Genomic DNA, 16,877 nt, shown 5'->3' on the forward strand with positions numbered 1-16,877 from the left:
TCCGTCTCGGCGAGCGGCTAAGATCGGGCGTCGAATCGATTCCTTCGCGAGGGTTTTGCCATGCTTCGGACGTCGATCGCGGGGTTGTTGGCGTGCGTTGGTCTCATTGCGTCGGCGGCGGCCGATGAGCCAGGCGCGCGGTACGCGGTCGTGGTCAAGAAGGAGGTCGCGGACGGCCCGTGGGGCAAGGTGGTCCGGGCCCTGGAGGCGAAGCATCGGGGGAAGACCTTCGCTTACGGCGAGTCGCCCGAGGAGGTCCGCAAGGAGGTCGGGGCGTATCACCCGCGCTACGTCTGCTTCGTCTGCCGACCGACCGAGGACTTCCCCTCCTTCGCCCTGACGGCCAACGCCTTCTGCCGCAAGCTCGACGACGACCCGTACGTCGACGCGATCTGGGGCATCCTCACCGGGTACGATGAGGACCAGGCGCTGGAGATGGTCCAGGCGGAGCCGATCGCCATCCGCCGGGCGTTCACCAAGACGCTCGGCCCGTGGCTGGACTGGGTGCCCGAGGGGGACTACGTGACCGAGTGGACCCGCGATCGGGGCCAGCTCGGCGAGAAGTCGCCGACCGGCGCCTTCTCGCCTCGTGACGGCGGCCCGAAGTCCGACGCCGACGACGCCCGGTACGTCCACGACCTCCTGACGCGCGACCGGTTCGACCTGATCATCGGCTCCGGCCACGGCGGGCATCACAACTGGATGCTCATGTATCCCCGAGGCCAGGGCTTCCTGACCGCCAAGCAGGGCCAGCTCACGATGACCGCCCCCGGCGTGGATCTGCCGCTCTCGGCGTCCCGGCCCAAGGTCTACTGGGCGGTCGGCAATTGCCTGACGGGCGTCGTGAACTCGGGCCGGAACGGCTTCCAGGACTCGTACGCCCTGGCCTGGATGAAGAACGGGGCGAAGCAGTACCTCGGCGCGGTCCAGTCCACCTGGTACGAGCTGAACTGGAACATGGCCGATTGGTTCCTCAAGCAGGAAGGGCGCTGGACGTTCTCGGAATCGCTCTTCCTCCTCCGCCAATGGTCGAATTATCTGCTGACCGAGAACGTCGTCACCGGCCGCGACCGCGAGGGGACCGAGTTCACCGACGGCATCTTCGTCCTCTACGGCGACCCCGCGTTGGAAGCCCGCGTCGAGAAGACCCGCGACCCCGCCCTGACCGAAACCCTCGACGTCCGTGAAGACGGCGACCTCGTCCGCATGTCCTACAAGGTGAAGGTGAACTTCGTCGGCGAGGGGAACAAGCGCACGGCGGAGAAGTACGACGGCTGGCGAATCTTCGCCTACCTTCTCCCCTTCCCAATCACCGACGCCAAGGTGGAATCCACCGACTTCGCCAAGGTCGTCCTCCCCGGCGAAACCCTCATCTGGGACGCCGGCAAGGGCCTCAAGGTGGGCGACGAACGATCCGTCGTCTTCACCGCCAAACGCGTGCGCGATTGAGCGTGGAATCGGTCCGCAACGGTCTTCCCCCCTCGCGGGGGAAGACAGACCGCGCAGCGGTCAGATGAGGGGGACGACCGGCGTCGGAATCGCATCCGATGCTAAATTCTCAAAGCACCGCCCCTTCCTCATCCAGCCGCTACGCGGACAAGGCCGTTTGTCGGACCTCCAGAGCCCTCGACCGACTCGTGATGATCCATCCGTCCGACTCCAGGACACGAGTCAGACCGTGGTCGGGTCGGGAAGGCCAAACCACTCGCACCATTCTCTGGCTCGTGCGGAGCCTGGTTCAAGATAGCCCGACGGCTCAGGCACAAAGACGGGGAAAATATCGTCGCATGGGCATCCAAGACGCGTCCAGTTCTCGATGAACTCGCCAAAACTCGGGCCCAGTCTGTAGCCATGGCCCCAGCCAAGTTCATGGCTGAGATAGACTACAGGTTGGGAGCCGGATTCGGTGATGTCGATCGCCAGAAAATCACCGTTGGCGATGGATTGGAACGCGAACTTGTTCGCCCATGACCGTCGTTCATGCTCGTAATCGGTGAAGCAATTCTCGGCGAGCCAGGCAACTTCCCGGTTGATCCGCACCAGATCCGCGAGCGCCCATTCGCACACTCCGGAGAAGACCCCAGATAGAGAGGCTGGCGGCTTCCGACCTTGCGGCAGGAACCAGAAGAACTCGACATCGCCTGAAAAGCCGAGCAGGACGTCCTTGAAATCCTGCGGAATCGACCGCCCCAACTCACGCTCGGCGTCTTCCACGTCCCACGGCGTCACGGGCGGACCGATTCGCAGCCGCATGCTGTTCCCGCCGAGAGACTCGCACGCGGATATGGCCCTCTGCCAGCGCAAAGGCCATTTTTCCCAGATCATGGGGTTCTCGCCTTGCGACGCATAGCCTTCACATCCTCCGGCGCGTATTCCCGAGGCTCAAGCTTCAGTCCGGTAGGGTCCGCTGTGCGGGCCTTCTTCATTTCGTACGCCCGGCGGTCCTTCGCCATCGCAATTCCCACCACTCCAAATCGGCCCGCACAGCGGCCCCTACAAAGCACAGTCTGATGTGCTGGCGACGGATCAATCGCCGTGGAGAATGCTCCGGAGCACAAACCTCAGAAAGTTGGCCGCAGCGCCAAGGAACGCGCCGACGAGCACGCCGGTCGCAATTCCCGAGAACACGGCTCCCGCGCACCATCCCCAGGGATCGCTGCGGTCGGGATCGGGATGCCTGCCCAGGACGAACAGCAGGACGTAGGGCGGGATCAACAAGATGGCACCGACGACCGCGTACCGGAGCAGCAACCGCGACGACGGCTCGACGGCCTCGGCTGAATCGGGGAGTCCAGCGGACCGCGGATCGCGCAGATACTCAAACGGATCCATCGCCAACTCCGTCGTTCACTGAGCGGTTACTCTTGATCTTCAAGCGGTCTCCCGCGAGCCGGTTTACTTGGCCGCCGCCTCGATCCGACGCGTCCAGATTTCGGGAGCGGCCTGGATTTCGTCGAGAAAACGAGCCGCAATCGCTGGGACGGGGTGCAAGCCCTGTTCCCAGGCCCGGAGCGTCTTGACGCTGACGCCGAGGAACTTCGCGAGAAGGGGTTGACTCGCGCCGAGCTTGCGGCGCACCGCCTTCACATCTTCCGGCGCGTATTCCCGAGGCTCAAGCTCGAGCTTCAGGGTACGCACCGTGAACTTCCTCCCGATCGGCTCGCCGGCCTCGAGCGCCTCCAGGAAGGCGTCCATGTCGGCGGCCATCTCGGCCCCGAGGGGCGTCAACCCGTCGTACTTGTTCATCGTCTGAACTTCTCCTGCTTCAGGGCCGCCCTGACCCTCGCCACTTGATCGGCGAAATAGTTGCGATCAGCCTCGCTGAGATTGTCCTGCTCGTGCTTATCGATAATCGTCCAGAGAAACACGAACCCAAGATCAGTCATGCTGAGATAGAAGACCCGGTAAGCGCCGCTCTTGCCGTGACCAGTTCCCGGAGGCACAAAACGACGCTTCCGAAGGCCGTTGGTTTTGGGGACGACTTTCCCCAACTGAGGGACGGCGATGATTTCGAGTTCCAGGACATGAATGTCGGCAAGAGTAAGGCCAAATCGATTGAACCGCACCTTAAAATGCGGCATTTCGATAATCGTCGGCATACTATCGATCTTGAGACGATACTGGCGAATCGCGGCCATGTGGGCTTCCGTATACATCGACCCACCCGTAACCGGATCATGTGGCCCAACGCTCTAACAACACGCTCTACACCCGAATAGTACCACCTAATGACACACCCAGCAATCGCCCCAGCCGTTCTTTTCTGGCCAACCGTACCATGAGAGGACACAGGTGGTTCAGAAAACGTGCGGGCAAAGGGTAACTCTGGCGGGAGAAGTCATTGGCGTCCTGGAAGTCGCCAAGCCATCTCACCAGCCCACAAAACAACCCGACCTCCTCCGACGGGGGGATGTCGGAAGAGGCCGGGTTGGGAGGGGTCGGGGGGTGGATCGGGCTGGGCTGGGGTCAGGGCTTCTCGGAGGTCTTGCCGTAGGGGCCGAACTTCATGGCGGCTTCGTTGACCTTGGCTCGGAAGGTTAGCAGGGCGTGGCCGATGAGGTGCAGGTCGTTGGCGGGGGCGGCTTCGGTGAGCTTGGCGGCCTCGCCGTCGAAGATGGTCTGGAGCAGGGGGGAGGACCAGACGCCCTGGCGGTCGTTGCCGGGGACGAAGACCGGCTGTTCCATGGTGATCGGCCGTTCCAGGAAGCTCCTGGTGACCATCGGGGTGGAGAGGGCCGTCATCGGGTACTTCTCCAGGCGGTCCCAGTCGCCGATCTTGACGGGCTCGGAGAGCTTCAGGCCCTGAGAGCGGAACGCCTTCTCGGTCAACTCGACGCAGTAGAAGGCGGCGTCGTCCGGGTTGAACTCGAAGTCGAAGGGGGTCTGCTGCTCGAACTTCGCCCGGCAGAAGTCCAGGACCGCCGGGATGCTCTTCTGAACCTCCGCCCGGGGCCGCTTGACGCCGAAGGAGCCGATGCAGTCGAGCATCCAGACCTCGAACGGCTGGCGCTGGACGCCGTCGGAGGAAGCGTCGTAGACCACGGGAATCCCGTTCTCAATCGCGACGATCCCCGTGTGCGAGAACCGGCTGTCGGTGGCCGCGGCGATGAACCGGCTGAGCGGGAAGACGCCGCCGAGAGCCTTGGCGTCGCCGAGGCGGAAGACCACGTCGCCGTCCTTCAGGACCGTCTTGCCCCAGGCCGCCCACTGAGTCAGCTTCGGGTTCGTCGGCAACGGCGGCAGTTCGCCGGTTTCGCGGGCCCGGGTCGCGGCCGGCCCCCAGAAGTTCCCCTTGAAGCTCGCGGGCTTCATCCAGTCGGTCGCTTCCGACGCGTCGTTGTGAGCCATCCCCAGGCCGGCCATCAGGCAGTAGAACCACAACATGGCGAATCCCCCCTCTTCGTCGTCTCGTCTCGTTCCCATCCGAGCCGACGTCCGGCTCGCTCGGAGGGTTATCACCATCGGGGACGCGACCGGACGCGGGATCATTACAATTTTTCTGAAAGGGAGGCCGGCCCAGCCCCGTTAGGTATGACGCGCATGGGACACCCGAAGGCGTCATCCTCTTCTCGCCTGGCGGGAGCAGGCGCCCGCGGGGGGGCCAATTCGATCGCCCCTATGTTGTTTCACGCGCGGAAGTCGACATCCGGATGTGCATCGACCTGGGTCGCATGATAGGCTTGTGTGGCCACGAATTGACGTAGGATGGTCGCAGGCCCGCAGACGGCGCGACCATGCAAGCGTGGCCGGATCAGTCCGCGGCTAGCCTTCTTCCGGTGCTCTTTCGCAAGGAGGTCTGAATTTCGTCCGCTCCCGGTGTTTAGGGAGATAACGACCCACGGATGCTCAACCTGACGCCGAACGACACAAGCTCCGAGGGGAGAGGACGATGACCACCACGCGACGAGCTGCCACCTGGACCACCCTGGCGACGCTGATCTCCGTGAGCCTGGCCGCGACCAACGCCGTCGCGGGAGGCTCGCCCCTCGCCGCGCCCGACGACGCCGAGTTGTTCGCCGCCTATCGGTCGGACGGCTCGAACCAGAAAGCCCAGACCTGGGACGATTACCGGAGTTGGGTCCACACCTTCTACAAGGGGAACTTCATGTCGGCCGGCTGGAGCCGGTTCGGCGAGGCGACCCTCAGCCCCGTGAAGGCCCCCGAAGCCCGTCAGGCCGTCGCCGGCGAACTCACCGAGCTGGGCCGGATCATCGGCCTGGAATGGGCCAAGGACGCCAGCGTCCGCAAGATCGACACCACCGACCTCAGACGCTGGAACGACCAGATCGCCGCCGCCCGCAAGATCGACGACGGCAGCGGCAAGGCGACCCTCGAAGCCCTCCGAGCCGTCCGCAAGCTCGCCGAAAGCCGGCGTTAACCCAAACGACTCCGGCGTGCGGCCTTGGATGCCGGCTCAGTCGCCGAAGGTCGTGACCTCGGGCCGGCCGTCGACGCCTCCTCGAACAACGGCGACGATGCGGGGGCCGAGGAGGACCACCATGTCCTTGGACTCATAACCCGTGCCGAGCGTCCCTTGGAAATGCTCGCACAGGTCGGCGAGTACTCCGAGGAGCGTGGCGTTCGAGGGCGGAGCCAGGGCGAACGACGAGAGGAAGCCGTTCTCGTCGTAGACACGATAGTGATCGCGTCGGAACTCCCAACTCTCCTGGATCTTCCCCGAGGGTCCCGGATCGTCACCCATCGGTCCGCCTTGCTGTTTGAAGAGGCCTGGCGACGCCTGTCGAAACTCGGCCGCGCCCTCTGTGAGTCTAACGCAGATCGGGCCTCGGACAACACCGCCGGGCCGACGAGACCGCGCGACGGCCGGGGCGGCCTGGGGTGGAGGACGAGAATCCGCCCGTCGCGGACGTTGCTCGAACGATACGCCGTGTCGGACCACCGTCGCACCAGGCCGTGATCCATGAGCCGAAATCACCCAGGTCGTCCCCCGCGGCCGGGCGCTTCGATCGCTCGGGGAGGCTTGTCCTTCCTCGCCCCGCTCCGTGGTCGGAGTCGCCCCCGAGGCTCGACGGGCTCGCGGCGGGCGGGCGGGCTCGGCAAGGCGATCGACGAGGCCCCCGAGATCGACGCCCAAAAGCTTGGTGAGCAGGCCCGTCGGCTCCTCGACGGGCCCCGGGGCGTCGGAGGTTGGGGGCGGCTCCAACGCCGACGGGGCCGCGCGGCCGACTTCAAGACCGCCGTTCTGAGCGTTGGTCAGCTCAGGAAATCCCGATCGATGGGCGTCTTCGATGTCTCGCCCCTGGACGGTTCCCGCTCGCTCAGGTCCCAGTAGGCTTCGACGGGATAACACGTTCGCACCCAGGCGAGACGCTCGCGGCCATCCGCGTCGACGACGGTCACGCGATATCGTCGGCAGTATCTGTCGAAGTCGAAGAACCAGTGCCGCGGAAACGGATGCCAGGGCAGGATATGCCCAATCCTGACGACGGTGCACCCGTTCCGGCGAGCCCATTCATGGACCCGTTGCTTGTTGGCGTTCTCCTGGAACTCGGTCGCCTTGAGGACGAGCGCGACCACAGACAGAATGAAGATTCCAGAGAAGAGATTCTCGAAGAAATGGGCCACGACCCGGCGTCCCCTCTTATAACCGTCGACCGACTCTCCTCCCTGAGGATAACCACGAATCGAGGGCCGTGCCCACCTCTTGCGATGGGCGACGGCCTCTCGATCGATGGGCACCGATCCATGGTCGCGAAAAGCGTGACGCGACACGTGGGCGTCCGCTGAATAGGAAAGGCCGAGACAGGCCACGGATGGACGCGGATGAACACGGATGGGAGCCAGGAAGAGAAGAAAGAGGGCGAACATCCATGAGGATCTCCTCTCGATCTGCGTTCATCCGTGTTCATCCGTGGTCGTTTTCCGGATGGAGTCGCGGCCATGCGACCCGGCGATTCAATCGAGGAGGAACGGTTCGAGCGTGGTTTCCGAGGAACCGACGGTCGCTTTGGGGCCGGTGTCCGGGTTGGCGTGCTTTCCCTTCCAGACGTCGAACTCGGTGTCCAGCCCCCGCTTATCGGCTCCCGTCTTCAAGAGTTCGAACGTGACCGAATATTCGCCCGGCGGAGCGCCGTCCATGGGTGCCGCGGTGCTCAGGACGAACCGGCCGTCCTGGCCGGTCATTCCGTTCGGGGTGAACGTCATGTTGAATTTCGGGTGGAGCGTCACCTTCACCCCTGCGACCGGCTTGCCCTTGAACATCACCGTGCCGGACGTCGGCACGGTCCGAGGGGCCGAGATGCCCTCCCCGGCGCATCCGACCACCGCCGCCGAGATGAAGACGACCAGAACAAGGCGATTAGTAGGCATCGGAGCTGATCACCTCGCCGCCGTTGCGGCTGCCGAGCGCCTTGTACGTGGCCATGTTGACGCTCTGCTTGATGAACCGGACGCTGCCGTCGCAGAGCAGGAAGTTGCACCCGCCGGGGTGCTGGCTGCGGAACGAATAGATCGGGCTCTTGTAGAGGATGTCGGTCAGGGCGGCCGGGTCGGTGATGGTCCGGGCGTAATAGGGGCCGGTCAGCGTGTTCATCGGCACGGTGGTGCGGCCCTCGCTGTAGTAGTCGCCGCCGCTGGATCCCCAGGCGATCGGTCCGCCCGACGCCACCGCCGTGGTGCCGATGGACACGCTGTTCACCGTCGTCGTGGTATAGCCCTTGAGGATGTTGTGCATCTCGCCGGCAGCGATCGTGTTGGACAGCCCGTCGGTGATGCTCTGGAAGTTGATCCTGTACGAGCTCTCGGGCTGCCACCAGGTTGGGTCAGCGGTGTGCCGGGCCGCCAGCGTCACGCCGGTGTTGTAATCCAGGCCGGCGTCCATCTTCGAGATGAACACCCCGTCGGAGGGCGTGAACCCGTACGCCTGCCCCGGTTTATTGATGTCGCCCGCCTGGGCGGGAGCGTGGACGATGCAGTTGCCGCGGTTCCACCCGTAGCTCGCGTAATCGGCGAACACCGGGTTGAGCGGCGGCGGCATGGAAGGGCACAGGAAGACCGACAAGGGAGCCCTGGCCAGTGAGACGTTGGCCAGGCCGTTGGCAGCTGCGGGGACGGTGGAAGTGGCGACGAGGTTGATGTTGAACGAGTTATAGAGGTTGTTCTGCTCGATGTACGGCAGCAGTTCGAAGGCCACCGGATAATGGCGGAAGCGGTAGAAGATGTTCTGCATGCCCGGGTTGGTGTCCTCGCAGCCGCCGCCGCAATAGCTCATGTTCGGCAGCGTCTGCTGGATGTCGTGGAACGAATGGACGGCGATACCCATCTGCTTCATGTTGTTGACGCACTGCATGCGTCGGCCGGCCTCGCGCGCCGACTGGACGGCCGGCAGCAACAGGGCGATGAGCACCGCAATAATGGCGATAACCACCAATAACTCGATCAGCGTGAAGCCAGACCGGGATCGTCGAAGAGACCTCGTCATTGCAAGCACCTCTCGGCGGTAAGGGATGAAGGCGAAATGCGGTCGGTCGTGATTAGGCGCATCAGGCTCGTCGGTCATCGCCCGCTTCACGGCAAGGGCCGACTCTCGTCCGGAGGGGCCGCTCGGAGCGGCGCCTCGTTCGCGCCGGGACGGACGATGACGCGCCAGGGGGACCTGGTTGGATCGGCGTAACGGCCCTGGAATCGGTCGTGCGTCACAAGGTCCTCCTCGCACTCGTCCCACGGCTTTGAGTCGTCCGGCCAGACGATGGTGACGGCGTACTCGCCGGCGGGGGCGCCGTCGCCGGCCGTGTAGGTCGTCAGTCGGTACGCTCCGTCGGGACCGGTGCTCGCGACGGAGAGAACCGCCGGCGAGCCTGCGCGGTCAAGCGGGTGAAAGGCGATCATCGCGTTCGCCGCCGGCTGGCCGTTGACCGTAAGCGTCCCCGCGACGGGATAGACGGTCGCCTGGCCAGATCCCCCGCAGCCGACGAGGCCGGCGAGGAGAACGGCGTGGACCGACCGGGCGTCAAGGACGACGCGACGCTTCGGCGTGGTACCGTCGGATAGACGCAACTTGATCGCAACTCCCGTATCGATGCGGCAACCGGGATGAGATTGATCGGAGAGGCGCCGTTTGGAAATCACTCATCACTGAGCCCGGCGATTGCCAGGCGACCGTGAATAGCAATTAACATACCAGGCCGTTTTGTGCGGTTTTCGCCGTCGATTCACGGGCGCAATACTTCACGGGTGGACAAACATTGTCCACGGACGGCCATCCGCCCGCCGCCGCAGGCCAGTCGAGAATTGAGGCGCAGCAACGGCCGGACGGACGGCAAACCGGGCTCGGGTTCCTGATCGAGTTGAAAGCCTCGCACGGCTGCCGGGGGCAGTCGGAGGCGATGCGCAAGGCACGAGCCCTGGACCGGAGGGAGGAGACCCGAAACCTGCCCCAAGCGAGAGCGGGCTCCGGCGGAGGAGAATGGGAAGTGACGCCCAACGCGCGGGGTTCGGCGCATCGGATCGAATTCGGCGGCGGGGCGCCTGTCCCCATGCTCCGGGGACGCCCAGACCGCTCCAGAGGAAACGGAGACAGGCGCATCCGCGATGCTGCGGAGCGAGTCCCCGTTCTCACCCAAAGGCACCGCCTCGCTCCCGTCGCTCAGAACGGCGGGAGCGAGGCGGTCGGTCGACGTCCATTGACGAGGGCGTATCGTCGGATCAGTAAGCGTCGGAGCTGATGATCTCGCCCCCCTTGGTGGTGGAGAGGGCGCGGTAGGTCAGCAGGTTGATCGAGTTCTTGAGGAAGTGGACCGAGCCGTCGCCGAACAGTGTGTTCACGCCGCCGGAGTGCCGGCTGCGGGCGATGTTGTACAGCGGCACGGTTGTTGTGGGGGCCGTGCAGGGCGGGTTCTGCTGGAACGGATAGATGCAATAGCCGCCGCTCTCCGTGACGTCCGGATCGGCCGAGTTGGGCCCCGACCAGGCCGTGTAGTTGCAGGCGCTGCCCCACCAGGAGAAGCCTCGGAGATCGTACGAGGCGGCGTACTGGCCCAGCCCGGCCCCCTTGGTCCCGACCACGCATTCGGAAATGAGCATTGTATTGCTCAGACCGTCGTTGAAGGCGCTGAAGGGAACGACCACCTGCCCGGACATCCCTAGCGAGGTGTTCAGCAGCTTGGCGTCCAGCTCCGAGAACGGCGCGCCGCCGAAGGTGACGTTGTTGTAGGACGCGGTCTGCTGCGAGTTCAGGTTGCCGAAGTTGCAGACGTAGTTCTGCGAGGTCACATCGAAGCGGGCGCCGTTGACGGTCGTGCCGATCCCAGTCAGGCTCGTCCCGCCGCCGTCGCTCGGGCACATGTAGGCGGGGACGCGCGTCGCGGAGACCGTGACGTTGGCCACGCCCGCGTAGCGGAACGGGGCGTCGAGGGCGGTGTTGTACCATGCGTAGTCGCCGCCGAAATTCCAGGCGTTGAAGAGCGCCTGCTGCTCAACCCCCGGCAGGGTGAACAGGAGCCAGGTCCCCCAACAGCAGCTCTTCCGGCCCGAGGGGAGGCAACCGTTGGTACTCTCGTAGTTGTGCATCGACAGCCCGATCTGCTTCAGGTTGTTGACGCACTGGGCGCGGCGAGCGGCCTCGCGGGCGGACTGCACGGCCGGAAGCAAAAGGGCGATCAGGACGGCGATGATGGCGATCACCACCAGCAGCTCGATCAGCGTGAAACCGCCTCGTCGGATTTTCGTCATATGAAGCTCCTCTAATAGCTCAATAAGTGATGCTCAGGAGTTCGAAAGACGTCGACGGAACCCACGGCGGGGGGACGTCGACCAGAGGGGGGGAAGCGACGTGGAGCGGATCAAGGAGGCCCCGCCGACGCGGCGAGCACCTCATGAGACGATCGGCGCGGGGCCGGGTTCGGCCGGGCGCGAGCCTGTGGGTTACTTCGTGGGCTTGGCGGTCGACAGGGCGAACTGAAAGTCGTTCGGGATCCCGGCCTTCACCTCGGCGGCCAGCTTCGTGTCGGAGTTGTACATCGGCGGGATCGCGTCCTTCGGGATCGACGGGGGCATGCCCGGCGCCCCCCCGTTCAGGGACTCGCTCTCTTTTTTCTCCTCGCCCACTGATGAGGATATTTTCACTGAGTACTTGCCTGGAATCAGGCCCTGTTCCTTCGCGATGTTGTACTTGCCGTCAATGACCGTGAAGTTCCCCTGGGTCGGATTGTTGGGGTCGACCGGCAGGAAGAGGGCGATCCCCGACTTGAGCGGCTTCCCATCCACCGTCACGCCGCCGGAAACCGCCTCGCGCGGCAGGCCGTCGCCGGCCTCTCCTCCACAACCCGCAAGTCCGCACGCAGCCAGGACGGCCGCTGCGCACGCATAATACGAACGAACGATCGAGCATCTCTTCATCATTGGTCGGAAGCCCTCGCTTGTCGACCGCGACGATTCGAAGACGACGCGGCGAATCCCGGTGAGGAAGGGGAACGCAGGCGGAGATGACGTTCAACGCGACCCGGCCGCCGTGAAGGGGCGAGGAGCAGATCCGACGGCCTCTGCATTGCCGTGAGGGCCTTCGGCGAAGCCGAGTCGCCGCGGCCATTTTTGCATGGGAACAGGCGGAGCCATGCTCGGCAGCGGGAGGCCGATTGTCAAGAAAAAAAGCAGCCTTCCGAAACGAACCTAATGACCGAAAAATATAAGCCAGCGAACCCTTGTACGCATGTCGATCGCACAGCGGGTCGAGCGCGTCCGGCCGCCTCGGGAATGGGTCGCGACACGCCGACAGGCTGGGCTCGGCGGCATGGTCGCACCCGTGCGAGGCGCCGTCCGAATCCATTCGTTCTCGCCAAATCCCAGCAATTCTTGATGTTAGGCCATTACGATATTATTCGTCGATTCGACGTGCCAGCCTGGCCCCATCCGGCCGGACTCGGAAGAGGGTGAACGCGCGGTCCCAGCGTGCTTCGGGGCCCTTCGCGAGGACCTCCACGGCGCCGGACTGCTCCAGGGCGGCTCGGTCGCGGTCGCGGGCGAGGACCGCGACGGAAGGGGTCGGCGGCAGGGAAGGGGGGGCCTCGTTGATCGTCCAGGAGGCCCGCCGGCCCATGTAGTAGAGGCGGACGCCCAGGTCGTGGGGGATCGGGCCGAAGGGGGTGGGGTAGGGCTCGCGGTCCCAGTCGTCGTAGAGCAGGACGATGGGTTCGTCGGCGGGGACCAGGCGGCCGACCTCTTCGTAGAAGGTCGGCTCGGCGCTCCGGTGCTCGAACCTGGGGGCGATCAGGCCGAAGCCCACGCCGAAGCCCGCCGCCAGCAGGACGAACGTCGCCACGGCCAGCCGACGAACCCGAGCGACGGGGCGTCCGATCGCGACGAGACGATCGCCCAGGAGGTCGAGGGCTATCGCCGCCCAGGTCGACCAGGCGATTATGGCGTAGATGGCGTAGTGCCCGTTGCGGCCGCCGGGGAGCGAGACCATCGCCAGCGGCACGGCCGACCACGCCCAGAGGAGCTTGTCGCCGGCCTCGCGACGCCGGATCGACAGCCAACCGCCCAGGATCGCCAGCGGCACCCACGGCATCCCCTGGGCCAGCAGACTGACAAGGTACTCGCCGGGCTTCTCCCCCGCGAAGAACCCGTGGCCGACCTGCGGGCCGAGGCGGTCGGCGACGTGCATGAACCAGAGCGACGCCGCCCCCTCGCCGTGCTGGCGGAGCATCAGCAGCGGCCAGGCGAACGTCAACAAGGTCGCGACCAGCCAGCCCGCCGGGTGGACGAACCGTCGCCAACCGCCGAGCCGACCGTCCCAGAGCAAGGTCGCGACTGACGCCGCCCCCGCCATCGCCGCGCCGAAGCCGATCCCCTTGACCAGCGACATCAACCCCAGCAGCAGGAAGAAGGCCCAGCGCCAGCCTCGCGAGTTGGGCTCGTCGTCGTCGCGGACCCTGTCGAAGGCGGCCATCGTCCAGGCGAACATCGCGGCGAGCAGGATGTCCGCCTCGGCGAGCCTCCCCCGCATCACGGCCCAGACCGTCGTGGCCTGCACCGCGCCGGCGAGCAGGCCGACGCGGTCGCCGAAGCGTTTCCGGGCGGCGAACGCCACCCCCAGCGCCAGGGCGATCGCGGCCAGGGCCGAGGGGATCCGCGCTGCGATCGGCGAGACCTCCCCCATCAGCCTTCCCATCGCCGCCGCCGCCCAGAATGGCAGGGGCGGTTTTTCCAGCCAGGGCCGCCCGGCGATGGTGGGGTTCGACCACGACCCGGACGCGAGGATCTCGCTCCCCCCCTGCGCCACGAAGGCCTCATGGTACGACAGCCGAGACCACCCCAGCCCCGGCCCAACCGCCAGCAGCGCAAGCCCCGCCACCGCTAGCCAGAAACGCCCGCGCCGATCGCCGTCGATCCCCGTCCTCATCCCCTGGGCTCCTTCCCCGGTGTTCCCCCGCGCGCGAGGCGGCGGGATGATCCGGGATCGGCCCGATGCTGTCAACCCGGACGAGCGGCGAGATCGCCCCGCACCGAGCCGGTCTGGATTGGCTCCGTTCTGCGATCGAAGCGGCCGAACCCATCGAACGCAACATGAATCTGAAAAGCACGTTGCATCCGAAAACCACCGCACATCGATTGGGTTCGTCCGCTCACTTTCACGCACGTCGCACGTCCGTCCGGCGCTCCGCATCCGTCATCCGCCATGTCAAAGAGCACTCGGCCCCTCTATAGGGGAAAGTACCCCACAACGTCGAAATCTGATCGGGTCGCCAGGCGTCTCATCAACCTGGGCCAATCTTCCCCCGCCGGAGACGCATGGGGACTGGCTCCCGGCCGCCGTCGGCCCCTACGGAATCGGCCGACCCGATCGGTCAGTTCGCTCCGCAGCGTCGCGGAGTAAGCTATCTCCGCTTCCTCTGGCAAACTCTCAGCGATGCTGAGGGTTTTCCGCGCACCTGGAGGTTACCCTCGAAAGAGACTCCAAGAGTCCGCCGCCCGACCGTCGCCGCCCTTTCCTCTTCCCAGGAGCGAACCCGATGACGTGGCTGATGAGACGGAAGACCCTCGCCGGAGCCGCTGCTCTGTTCCTCGTCACGGCGGGAGTCGCCGTTCAGGGAGGTCGGCAGGCTCCTCCGAAGGCTGAGGACGCCCCGCCGCCAACCGCTCGCGATCTGGCTCGCCAGCAGCTCGAACTGGCCGATCAGGCCGTGGACGTCACGCGACGACTGGTCGAGGCGGGTCGCGCCAACGCCAGCGACGGGACCTTGCTCCTCTGGGAACGCCGCCGGCTGGAGGCCCTTCGGAAAACGGGGGCCGGCAAGGCCGAGATGATCGCGGCGCTGGAGAAATACATCGAGAGCATGAAGCACCTCGAAGCCATCGCCGAGGCGCGACGCGAAAGGGCCCTGACCACCTCGCTGGAGGTCTACGACGCCCGGTTCCAACGCCTCGAAGGCGAGATCTGGCTGAACGAGGAGAAGGCCCGCTGAGCCGGCCGTCGAACCTCGACCCGGATTGGCTTCGCCCCACGACCGAAGCCGTCGCCCACAACAATCACAACTTGCCTCCAAAACTGAAGTTGCATGCCCCACGAGGTTCACCGCGGCTGGGTTCGTTCGATCACTTTTCACGCGCGTTGCAACGCGGTGTTCGCTCCGCATCCGTCGTTCGACATGCCAGAGAACATCGGTCCCGCTGTAAGGGAGAATACCCCACGGAGTCGAAATCTGATCGGGCCGGAGGAAGGGCGAGGCAGTTGGGCGAACCCCACCCTTCGCATCGCCGTCTGACGGCACGGGGCCGATCGACGGGGTCGGTCCATTGGCGTCCGGATCGTCCAGGGGATCGGCGATGAAGAGGGGATCGCAGGAATCGCGGCAACGGCGTCTCCTGCGGCTTCACCACGGGCCGTACACCGCCCTGACGGTCCGCTATGGGAGGCGATATCTCGTCGATTACCCGGACGACGGGGCCGCATGGCTCGTCGTGGGCGATGCGCTGGTCTCGCTCGCCCGATACGAGGAGGCCGAGCAAGCCCTGGCGAAGGCCATCGAACACTGGAAGCCGGAAAAGCGACGCATCCCCATCATGCACATGGGCCATCTCTTCCATGAGGCCGGCGACCACGAACAGGCCGCGGAGTGGTATCGTCGGGCGATCGAGGCCGATCCCGACGATGCCGGGGGCTACATCTACCTGGGCGGCATGCTCGCAAAACAGGGCCGGCTGTATGACGCGGAGGAGGCCACCCGAAAGGCCGTAACCTGCACCAGGGGTTGCATCGACGAGGCTTATCTCAACCTGGGCCAGATCCTCCGCGCCCGCGATCGCCTCGCCGAGGCCGCCGAGTGCTTCCGCGAGGCGCTCCGCCGAGACCCGGACTATCGTGAGGCCCACCGGGCGTTGCGGGACGTCGAACTCTGCATCAAGCTGGAAGCGGGCGGTTGATCCCTTCCGAAGTCGCGGAGACGTCGCCGTGGACCCGATCCGGCTCTTCAAGAGGTTTCGACGACGGCTGGTCGGCGGCGAGGTTACGTTCATTCGGCTCATGTGCAACTCGCTGCTAATCTACGTCGATTGCGAGCCGGGCGACGGACAGGGGCTCACCCTCTGGCTCGAACCGGCCTGGCACGTCACCACGCCCCAAGGGGTGGTCGCCGGCTCTTGCCAGGCGCAGGGGGAGGCCGAGGTGGGACGACCAACCCGAGAGGAACTCGACCGGGTCTGGGATTTACTAGCGCCGGCCCTGCTCAACCGGCCGATCGAATCGATCCGCATCAACGTTCGGTCGCAGGACCTGATCGTGACGGTCGAGGGAGGCAACCGCGTCCGGACGTTCGTTTCGAATCCCGAAGACGACCACACCTGGCATATTCGCGACAACTCGACGGGGTTGATGGTCTATGGGTCACCCGCCGGGCTTGAGGTCCATCGGGGCAAACCCTGACCCGACCTGGATCAGAGCAGCTTCAGCCCGCCCGTGATCGGGTCGATCCGCTCCGCGAAGTCCGGCCCGACGGCGCAGCAGGTGGGGGTTGGGATTCCGTGGAACTCGGTGCGGCCGGCGTCGACGCAGAGTTGGACGAGGACGCCGGCGGCTCGGGCGCGGTCGACGACGGCCAGCAGTTCCTCCTCGGAGTCCACCCGGACGCAGACCTTCGTGAACGGGCCTTCCAGCCATCGGCGTTCGGCCTCGGTGAACGCGTAGCCCGGCTGGCGGATCCGGAGCGACAGCCAGATCATCGCCGCGTGCGCGCCCTGGGCGATCTCCTTGCCGCGGCGCATCCCCAGGTCGCGACGCATCACGATCACCTGCTTAGGCTCGGACGATTCCATGTTCATCTGTTCCGGAAAGAGACGCCAAGGTTCGGGGCGACGGCCGAAGGACGCGACCGCATGATGTGGACAGCATGGGTTGACGACAAGCCACTTTATCAGGGGTCGCG

Annotated in this window: 19 protein-coding genes; 6 read left to right on the forward strand and 13 right to left on the reverse strand. The window is 65.5% G+C overall.

Translation table 11 applies throughout. The features are described 5' to 3' along the window. Positions 1-60 precede the first annotated feature (60 nt). Positions 61-1,449, forward strand: a complete 1,389-nt coding sequence (locus G5C50_RS17445) for a hypothetical protein (protein ID WP_165071419.1) — start codon at positions 61-63, stop codon at positions 1,447-1,449. Between the two features lie 222 nt (positions 1,450-1,671). On the opposite strand, the gene G5C50_RS17450 is transcribed toward G5C50_RS17445, so the two are convergent. From G5C50_RS17450 to G5C50_RS17470, 5 genes are all read right to left on the reverse strand, one after another. Then, positions 1,672-2,325 carry an SMI1/KNR4 family protein gene (locus G5C50_RS17450; RefSeq protein ID WP_165071421.1) on the reverse strand — a complete coding sequence of 218 codons (654 nt, stop codon included), beginning with the start codon at positions 2,323-2,325 and terminating at the stop codon, positions 1,672-1,674. Between the two features lie 201 nt (positions 2,326-2,526). Next, positions 2,527-2,832, reverse strand: coding sequence for a hypothetical protein (locus G5C50_RS17455; RefSeq protein ID WP_165071423.1), 306 nt, complete (start codon positions 2,830-2,832; stop codon positions 2,527-2,529). A gap of 63 nt (positions 2,833-2,895) precedes the next feature. Continuing rightward, positions 2,896-3,246 (reverse strand): helix-turn-helix domain-containing protein, encoded by a 351-nt coding sequence (locus G5C50_RS17460; protein ID WP_165071425.1) that lies wholly within the window; start codon positions 3,244-3,246, stop codon positions 2,896-2,898. Further along, on the reverse strand, positions 3,243-3,638 hold the full coding sequence (locus G5C50_RS17465; RefSeq protein ID WP_165071426.1) for a hypothetical protein: 396 nt from the start codon (positions 3,636-3,638) through the stop codon (positions 3,243-3,245). Before G5C50_RS17465 ends, G5C50_RS17460 begins: the two co-directional genes overlap by 4 nt. Positions 3,639-3,966: 328 nt before the next feature. Continuing rightward, positions 3,967-4,923 (reverse strand): YiiX/YebB-like N1pC/P60 family cysteine hydrolase, encoded by a 957-nt coding sequence (locus G5C50_RS17470; RefSeq protein WP_165071428.1) that lies wholly within the window; start codon positions 4,921-4,923, stop codon positions 3,967-3,969. 466 nt (positions 4,924-5,389) lie between these two features. Between G5C50_RS17470 and G5C50_RS17475 the strand changes: the two genes are divergently transcribed. After that, a complete protein-coding gene (locus tag G5C50_RS17475) occupies positions 5,390-5,878 on the forward strand; it encodes a hypothetical protein (protein ID WP_165071430.1) in 489 nt (162 codons plus the stop codon). Between the two features lie 36 nt (positions 5,879-5,914). Here the strand turns inward: G5C50_RS17475 and G5C50_RS17480 are convergent, their stop codons facing one another. Continuing rightward, positions 5,915-6,202: a hypothetical protein gene (locus G5C50_RS17480; RefSeq protein WP_165071432.1), complete on the reverse strand. Its 288-nt coding sequence runs from the start codon at positions 6,200-6,202 to the stop codon at positions 5,915-5,917. Between the two features lie 773 nt (positions 6,203-6,975). On the opposite strand from G5C50_RS17480, the gene G5C50_RS17485 reads away from it, so the two are divergent. Next, positions 6,976-7,248: a hypothetical protein gene (locus tag G5C50_RS17485; protein ID WP_165071433.1), complete on the forward strand. Its 273-nt coding sequence runs from the start codon at positions 6,976-6,978 to the stop codon at positions 7,246-7,248. Positions 7,249-7,416: 168 nt separating this feature from the next. Here G5C50_RS17485 and G5C50_RS17490 read toward each other — a convergent pair whose 3' ends face one another. The 6 genes from G5C50_RS17490 to G5C50_RS17515 form a co-directional block, all read right to left on the reverse strand. After that, the gene (locus tag G5C50_RS17490) at positions 7,417-7,830 is read right to left on the reverse strand and encodes a peptidase associated/transthyretin-like domain-containing protein (RefSeq protein WP_165071435.1); all 414 of its coding nucleotides are present in this window, start codon (positions 7,828-7,830) and stop codon (positions 7,417-7,419) included. Further along, positions 7,820-8,941, reverse strand: a complete 1,122-nt coding sequence (locus G5C50_RS17495) for a DUF1559 domain-containing protein (protein WP_165071437.1) — start codon at positions 8,939-8,941, stop codon at positions 7,820-7,822. The genes G5C50_RS17490 and G5C50_RS17495 overlap by 11 nt, the downstream gene beginning before the upstream one ends. Positions 8,942-9,027: 86 nt before the next feature. Further along, positions 9,028-9,516 (reverse strand): transthyretin-like family protein, encoded by a 489-nt coding sequence (locus G5C50_RS17500; protein ID WP_165071438.1) that lies wholly within the window; start codon positions 9,514-9,516, stop codon positions 9,028-9,030. A gap of 648 nt (positions 9,517-10,164) precedes the next feature. Then, positions 10,165-11,190, reverse strand: coding sequence for a DUF1559 domain-containing protein (locus tag G5C50_RS17505; protein ID WP_165071440.1), 1,026 nt, complete (start codon positions 11,188-11,190; stop codon positions 10,165-10,167). 192 nt (positions 11,191-11,382) lie between these two features. Continuing rightward, complete coding sequence (locus tag G5C50_RS17510; protein WP_240907129.1) at positions 11,383-11,859, reverse strand: hypothetical protein; 477 nt, start codon at positions 11,857-11,859, stop codon at positions 11,383-11,385. A gap of 472 nt (positions 11,860-12,331) precedes the next feature. Then, a complete protein-coding gene (locus G5C50_RS17515; protein ID WP_165071442.1) occupies positions 12,332-13,858 on the reverse strand; it encodes an ArnT family glycosyltransferase in 1,527 nt (508 codons plus the stop codon). Between the two features lie 610 nt (positions 13,859-14,468). Between G5C50_RS17515 and G5C50_RS17520 the strand changes: the two genes are divergently transcribed. The 3 genes from G5C50_RS17520 to G5C50_RS17530 all read left to right on the forward strand — a co-directional run bounded on the left by G5C50_RS17520 (position 14,469) and on the right by G5C50_RS17530 (position 16,378). Beyond that, positions 14,469-14,921: a hypothetical protein gene (locus tag G5C50_RS17520; RefSeq protein ID WP_165071444.1), complete on the forward strand. Its 453-nt coding sequence runs from the start codon at positions 14,469-14,471 to the stop codon at positions 14,919-14,921. A 361-nt stretch (positions 14,922-15,282) separates the two neighbouring features. Next, the gene (locus G5C50_RS17525) at positions 15,283-15,879 is read left to right on the forward strand and encodes a tetratricopeptide repeat protein (protein WP_165071445.1); all 597 of its coding nucleotides are present in this window, start codon (positions 15,283-15,285) and stop codon (positions 15,877-15,879) included. Between the two features lie 28 nt (positions 15,880-15,907). Further along, positions 15,908-16,378, forward strand: a complete 471-nt coding sequence (locus tag G5C50_RS17530; RefSeq protein ID WP_165071447.1) for a hypothetical protein — start codon at positions 15,908-15,910, stop codon at positions 16,376-16,378. 11 nt (positions 16,379-16,389) lie between these two features. On the opposite strand, the gene pth2 is transcribed toward G5C50_RS17530, so the two are convergent. Further along, positions 16,390-16,767, reverse strand: a complete 378-nt coding sequence (gene pth2, locus G5C50_RS17535) for an aminoacyl-tRNA hydrolase (RefSeq protein ID WP_206107752.1) — start codon at positions 16,765-16,767, stop codon at positions 16,390-16,392. Positions 16,768-16,877 lie beyond the last annotated feature (110 nt).

This window comes from Paludisphaera rhizosphaerae (genome assembly GCF_011065895.1).
In the GTDB taxonomy this organism is placed as follows: Bacteria; Planctomycetota; Planctomycetia; order Isosphaerales; family Isosphaeraceae; genus Paludisphaera; species Paludisphaera rhizosphaerae.

Excerpts from the sequence above, each read along its gene's own strand:
- G5C50_RS17465 (WP_165071426.1), bottom strand. The coding sequence starts at position 3,638 with ATGGCCGCGATTCGCCAGTATCGTCTCAAGATCGATAGTATGCCGACG.
- G5C50_RS17460 (WP_165071425.1), bottom strand. The coding sequence starts at position 3,246 with ATGAACAAGTACGACGGGTTGACGCCCCTCGGGGCCGAGATGGCCGCC.
- pth2 (WP_206107752.1), bottom strand. The coding sequence starts at position 16,767 with ATGGAATCGTCCGAGCCTAAGCAGGTGATCGTGATGCGTCGCGACCTG.
- G5C50_RS17525 (WP_165071445.1), top strand. The coding sequence starts at position 15,283 with ATGAAGAGGGGATCGCAGGAATCGCGGCAACGGCGTCTCCTGCGGCTT.
- G5C50_RS17490 (WP_165071435.1), bottom strand. The coding sequence starts at position 7,830 with ATGCCTACTAATCGCCTTGTTCTGGTCGTCTTCATCTCGGCGGCGGTG.
- G5C50_RS17445 (WP_165071419.1), top strand. The coding sequence starts at position 61 with ATGCTTCGGACGTCGATCGCGGGGTTGTTGGCGTGCGTTGGTCTCATT.
- G5C50_RS17480 (WP_165071432.1), bottom strand. The coding sequence starts at position 6,202 with ATGGGTGACGATCCGGGACCCTCGGGGAAGATCCAGGAGAGTTGGGAG.
- G5C50_RS17485 (WP_165071433.1), top strand. The coding sequence starts at position 6,976 with ATGGACCCGTTGCTTGTTGGCGTTCTCCTGGAACTCGGTCGCCTTGAG.
- G5C50_RS17450 (WP_165071421.1), bottom strand. The coding sequence starts at position 2,325 with ATGATCTGGGAAAAATGGCCTTTGCGCTGGCAGAGGGCCATATCCGCG.
- G5C50_RS17520 (WP_165071444.1), top strand. The coding sequence starts at position 14,469 with ATGACGTGGCTGATGAGACGGAAGACCCTCGCCGGAGCCGCTGCTCTG.
- G5C50_RS17505 (WP_165071440.1), bottom strand. The coding sequence starts at position 11,190 with ATGACGAAAATCCGACGAGGCGGTTTCACGCTGATCGAGCTGCTGGTG.
- G5C50_RS17455 (WP_165071423.1), bottom strand. The coding sequence starts at position 2,832 with ATGGATCCGTTTGAGTATCTGCGCGATCCGCGGTCCGCTGGACTCCCC.
- G5C50_RS17495 (WP_165071437.1), bottom strand. The coding sequence starts at position 8,941 with ATGACGAGGTCTCTTCGACGATCCCGGTCTGGCTTCACGCTGATCGAG.
- G5C50_RS17475 (WP_165071430.1), top strand. The coding sequence starts at position 5,390 with ATGACCACCACGCGACGAGCTGCCACCTGGACCACCCTGGCGACGCTG.
- G5C50_RS17470 (WP_165071428.1), bottom strand. The coding sequence starts at position 4,923 with ATGGGAACGAGACGAGACGACGAAGAGGGGGGATTCGCCATGTTGTGG.
- G5C50_RS17510 (WP_240907129.1), bottom strand. The coding sequence starts at position 11,859 with ATGATGAAGAGATGCTCGATCGTTCGTTCGTATTATGCGTGCGCAGCG.
- G5C50_RS17515 (WP_165071442.1), bottom strand. The coding sequence starts at position 13,858 with ATGAGGACGGGGATCGACGGCGATCGGCGCGGGCGTTTCTGGCTAGCG.